This window comes from Flavobacterium sp. LM5 (assembly GCF_002017945.1).
GTDB classification, from domain to species: domain Bacteria; phylum Bacteroidota; class Bacteroidia; order Flavobacteriales; family Flavobacteriaceae; genus Flavobacterium; species Flavobacterium succinicans.
Window position 1 is genome coordinate 1 of sequence record NZ_MUFX01000025.1, and the last position, 4,191, is coordinate 4,191.

At 34.9% G+C, this 4,191-nt stretch carries 2 protein-coding genes and 2 pseudogenes; 2 read left to right on the plus strand and 2 right to left on the minus strand.

The window, feature by feature from the left end; all coding sequences use genetic code 11:
• Window positions 1-36 precede the first annotated feature (36 nt).
• Window positions 37-1,449 (plus strand): murein hydrolase activator EnvC, encoded by a 1,413-nt coding sequence (locus tag BXU11_RS16775; protein WP_078210826.1) that lies wholly within the window; start codon window positions 37-39, stop codon window positions 1,447-1,449.
• Between the two features lie 59 nt (window positions 1,450-1,508).
• Window positions 1,509-2,119, plus strand: a pseudogene (locus tag BXU11_RS16780) (lysophospholipid acyltransferase family protein); the annotation flags it as partial.
• A gap of 4 nt (window positions 2,120-2,123) precedes the next feature.
• Here the strand turns inward: BXU11_RS16780 and BXU11_RS16785 are convergent.
• Window positions 2,124-2,681: pseudogene (locus tag BXU11_RS16785) on the minus strand (lysophospholipid acyltransferase family protein); the annotation flags it as partial.
• 59 nt (window positions 2,682-2,740) lie between these two features.
• Window positions 2,741-4,153, minus strand: coding sequence for a murein hydrolase activator EnvC (locus tag BXU11_RS16790; protein ID WP_078210826.1), 1,413 nt, complete (start codon window positions 4,151-4,153; stop codon window positions 2,741-2,743).
• Window positions 4,154-4,191: the final 38 nt, after the last annotated feature.

Genomic DNA, 4,191 nt, shown 5'->3' on the forward strand with positions numbered 1-4,191 from the left:
ATAAATTTTTATTTTTGCACAAAAAAAACCTTTTACATGCCTAAGTCTCTCTATGTTTTATTGTTGATTGCTTATACTTCTTTTGTTGTGGCACAGCCGTCTCAACAAAAAAAGTTAGAAGAAAGTAAAGCTAAAATTCAAAAAGAAATTCTAGCCAATGAGCAAAAACTTCAAACGGTAAAGAAAAAGGAGAAATCAGTAGTTCATGTGATTGATCTACAAAACCAAAAGATTAAACTCAAAGAATCTTTAATTGCTACTACCGAGAAACAAACGCAATTGCTGAGTAATGACATGCAGTCTAATGAATTGAAGATAAAAAGATTAGACCACGAGTTACATTTGCTAAAAGCCGATTATGCAGAGATGATTCTCAAATCGTATAAAAGCCGTTCTGAAGAAAGTAGAGCCATGTTTATTTTGTCTTCATCTAGTTTTTTGCAGGCCTATAAGCGCTTACAATATATGAAGCAATATTCTAGTTATAGAGTAATGCAAGGCAAGGAAATCGAATCAAAATCAAAAGAATTACTCAATTTTTATGATAAATTAAAAGTTCAAAAAAGCCAAAAAGAGCAGCTAATTGCTGAGAATGAAAAAGAAAAAACATCTTTAGAAGTTGAAAAAAAAGAACAACAACAGATTGTTTTATCGCTTCAAAAAGATCAGAAGAAAATTATAGCTGAAATTAAGAAAAAGCACCAACAAGCTAAAGCGATCGATAAGGAAATAGATCGTTTAATCAGAAAAGCCATTGCCGAAGCCAATCGTAAAGCGGCTTTAGCTAGAGCTGCCAAAGAAAAAGCACTCAAAGAAAAGTTGGCTAAAGAGAAAGCTTTAGCCGATAAACTTGCTAAAGAGAAACTTGCTAGAGAATTAGCTGCCAAAGAAAAGGCTGTAGCTAGCAAATCGAATATCAAAGCAAATCCGACTGTAGTGACCAAACCAAAAGTAGTTGTTGCGGCGAAAGAAGTTCCCAAAAAAGCGGCGCCTGTATCTACCACCAAAATGGAGCTTACTTCGGAAGGAAAATTAGTTTCTGATAATTTCAAGGCCAACCGCGGACGATTACCTTGGCCTGTAGATAGAGGAGAAGTGTTTTTAGGGTTTGGTACACAGCCTCACCCGGTCTACAAAACTTTAACCATACAAAACAGCGGATTGTCTATAACAACCTACAAAGGAGCCAAAGCGAGAGCCGTTTTTGCTGGAGAAGTGTTTTCAGTAATTGCAATAGCCAACAGTAAGGCCGTAATGATTCAACATGGAGATTACTTTACAGTGTATCAAAATTTGGGGACAATTAATGTAGCTAAAGGCGATAAAGTGACCGCCAAGCAACCTCTTGGAACCATTAATACGAACGCAGATGGCAAAACTTTATTGAAGTTTACCTTGTGCGAGAATGTTAATTATGTGAATCCAAAACCATGGTTATCGGCTAAATAGATTTTACTTTTACTAGCTTTTCCATTATCTATAACAATAGCATTGGCTACTTTTAAACTATGAGTATTTTAAAAATTATTTTTTGGTTTTTTTGGAGGATTTGGTTTTACATTCTAATGGCTATTCCAATTGTTGTATTCTTGCCTTTTCTTTTGATCTCTATCTTAGCCGAAAGTTGGTACCCTTATTTTTTTCGTATTGCACGAATTTGGGCTAAATTCATTTTGTTTGGAATGGGTTTTAGATATCAGGTACAGCAAGAAGCAACTTTAGAGCCCAATACCAGTTATATGATAATAGCCAATCATACTTCAATGATTGATATTATGTTGATGTTAGCTATAGTTAAAAATCCTTTTGTCTTTGTAGGAAAAAAAGAATTAGTTGCAATCCCGTTGTTTGGTTTTTTCTATAAACGCACTTGTATTTTAGTCGATCGTGGTTCAGCCCAAAGCAGGCTTGCTGTTTTTGAAGCAGCACAACAAAGAATAAATAGAGGATTAAGTGTTTGTATTTTTCCGGAAGGTGGAGTGCCTGATGATGAATCAATTCTATTGGATCATTTTAAAGATGGTGCTTTCCGATTAGCAATAGAACATCAAATTCCCATTGTACCCATTACGTACCTGACAATAAAAAAAGTACTCGAACTTTTTTTATGTCAGGTAACGTCATGGGTACATGGGAATTTGATGTTCTATTGCTAATCGGAAAGCACCATCTTTAAAATGATCCAATAGAATTGATTCATCATCAGGCACTCCACCTTCCGGAAAAATACAAACACTTAATCCTCTATTTATTCTTTGTTGTGCTGCTTCAAAAACAGCAAGCCTGCTTTGGGCTGAACCACGATCGACTAAAATACAAGTGCGTTTATAGAAAAAACCAAACAACGGGATTGCAACTAATTCTTTTTTTCCTACAAAGACAAAAGGATTTTTAACTATAGCTAACATCAACATAATATCAATCATTGAAGTATGATTGGCTATTATCATATAACTGGTATTGGGCTCTAAAGTTGCTTCTTGCTGTACCTGATATCTAAAACCCATTCCAAACAAAATGAATTTAGCCCAAATTCGTGCAATACGAAAAAAATAAGGGTACCAACTTTCGGCTAAGATAGAGATCAAAAGAAAAGGCAAGAATACAACAATTGGAATAGCCATTAGAATGTAAAACCAAATCCTCCAAAAAAACCAAAAAATAATTTTTAAAATACTCATAGTTTAAAAGTAGCCAATGCTATTGTTATAGATAATGGAAAAGCTAGTAAAAGTAAAATCTATTTAGCCGATAACCATGGTTTTGGATTCACATAATTAACATTCTCGCACAAGGTAAACTTCAATAAAGTTTTGCCATCTGCGTTCGTATTAATGGTTCCAAGAGGTTGCTTGGCGGTCACTTTATCGCCTTTAGCTACATTAATTGTCCCCAAATTTTGATACACTGTAAAGTAATCTCCATGTTGAATCATTACGGCCTTACTGTTGGCTATTGCAATTACTGAAAACACTTCTCCAGCAAAAACGGCTCTCGCTTTGGCTCCTTTGTAGGTTGTTATAGACAATCCGCTGTTTTGTATGGTTAAAGTTTTGTAGACCGGGTGAGGCTGTGTACCAAACCCTAAAAACACTTCTCCTCTATCTACAGGCCAAGGTAATCGTCCGCGGTTGGCCTTGAAATTATCAGAAACTAATTTTCCTTCCGAAGTAAGCTCCATTTTGGTGGTAGATACAGGCGCCGCTTTTTTGGGAACTTCTTTCGCCGCAACAACTACTTTTGGTTTGGTCACTACAGTCGGATTTGCTTTGATATTCGATTTGCTAGCTACAGCCTTTTCTTTGGCAGCTAATTCTCTAGCAAGTTTCTCTTTAGCAAGTTTATCGGCTAAAGCTTTCTCTTTAGCCAACTTTTCTTTGAGTGCTTTTTCTTTGGCAGCTCTAGCTAAAGCCGCTTTACGATTGGCTTCGGCAATGGCTTTTCTGATTAAACGATCTATTTCCTTATCGATCGCTTTAGCTTGTTGGTGCTTTTTCTTAATTTCAGCTATAATTTTCTTCTGATCTTTTTGAAGCGATAAAACAATCTGTTGTTGTTCTTTTTTTTCAACTTCTAAAGATGTTTTTTCTTTTTCATTCTCAGCAATTAGCTGCTCTTTTTGGCTTTTTTGAACTTTTAATTTATCATAAAAATTGAGTAATTCTTTTGATTTTGATTCGATTTCCTTGCCTTGCATTACTCTATAACTAGAATATTGCTTCATATATTGTAAGCGCTTATAGGCCTGCAAAAAACTAGATGAAGACAAAATAAACATGGCTCTACTTTCTTCAGAACGGCTTTTATACGATTTGAGAATCATCTCTGCATAATCGGCTTTTAGCAAATGTAACTCGTGGTCTAATCTTTTTATCTTCAATTCATTAGACTGCATGTCATTACTCAGCAATTGCGTTTGTTTCTCGGTAGTAGCAATTAAAGATTCTTTGAGTTTAATCTTTTGGTTTTGTAGATCAATCACATGAACTACTGATTTCTCCTTTTTCTTTACCGTTTGAAGTTTTTGCTCATTGGCTAGAATTTCTTTTTGAATTTTAGCTTTACTTTCTTCTAACTTTTTTTGTTGAGACGGCTGTGCCACAACAAAAGAAGTATAAGCAATCAACAATAAAACATAGAGAGACTTAGGCATGTAAAAGGTTTTTTTTTGTGCAAAAATAAAAATTTATG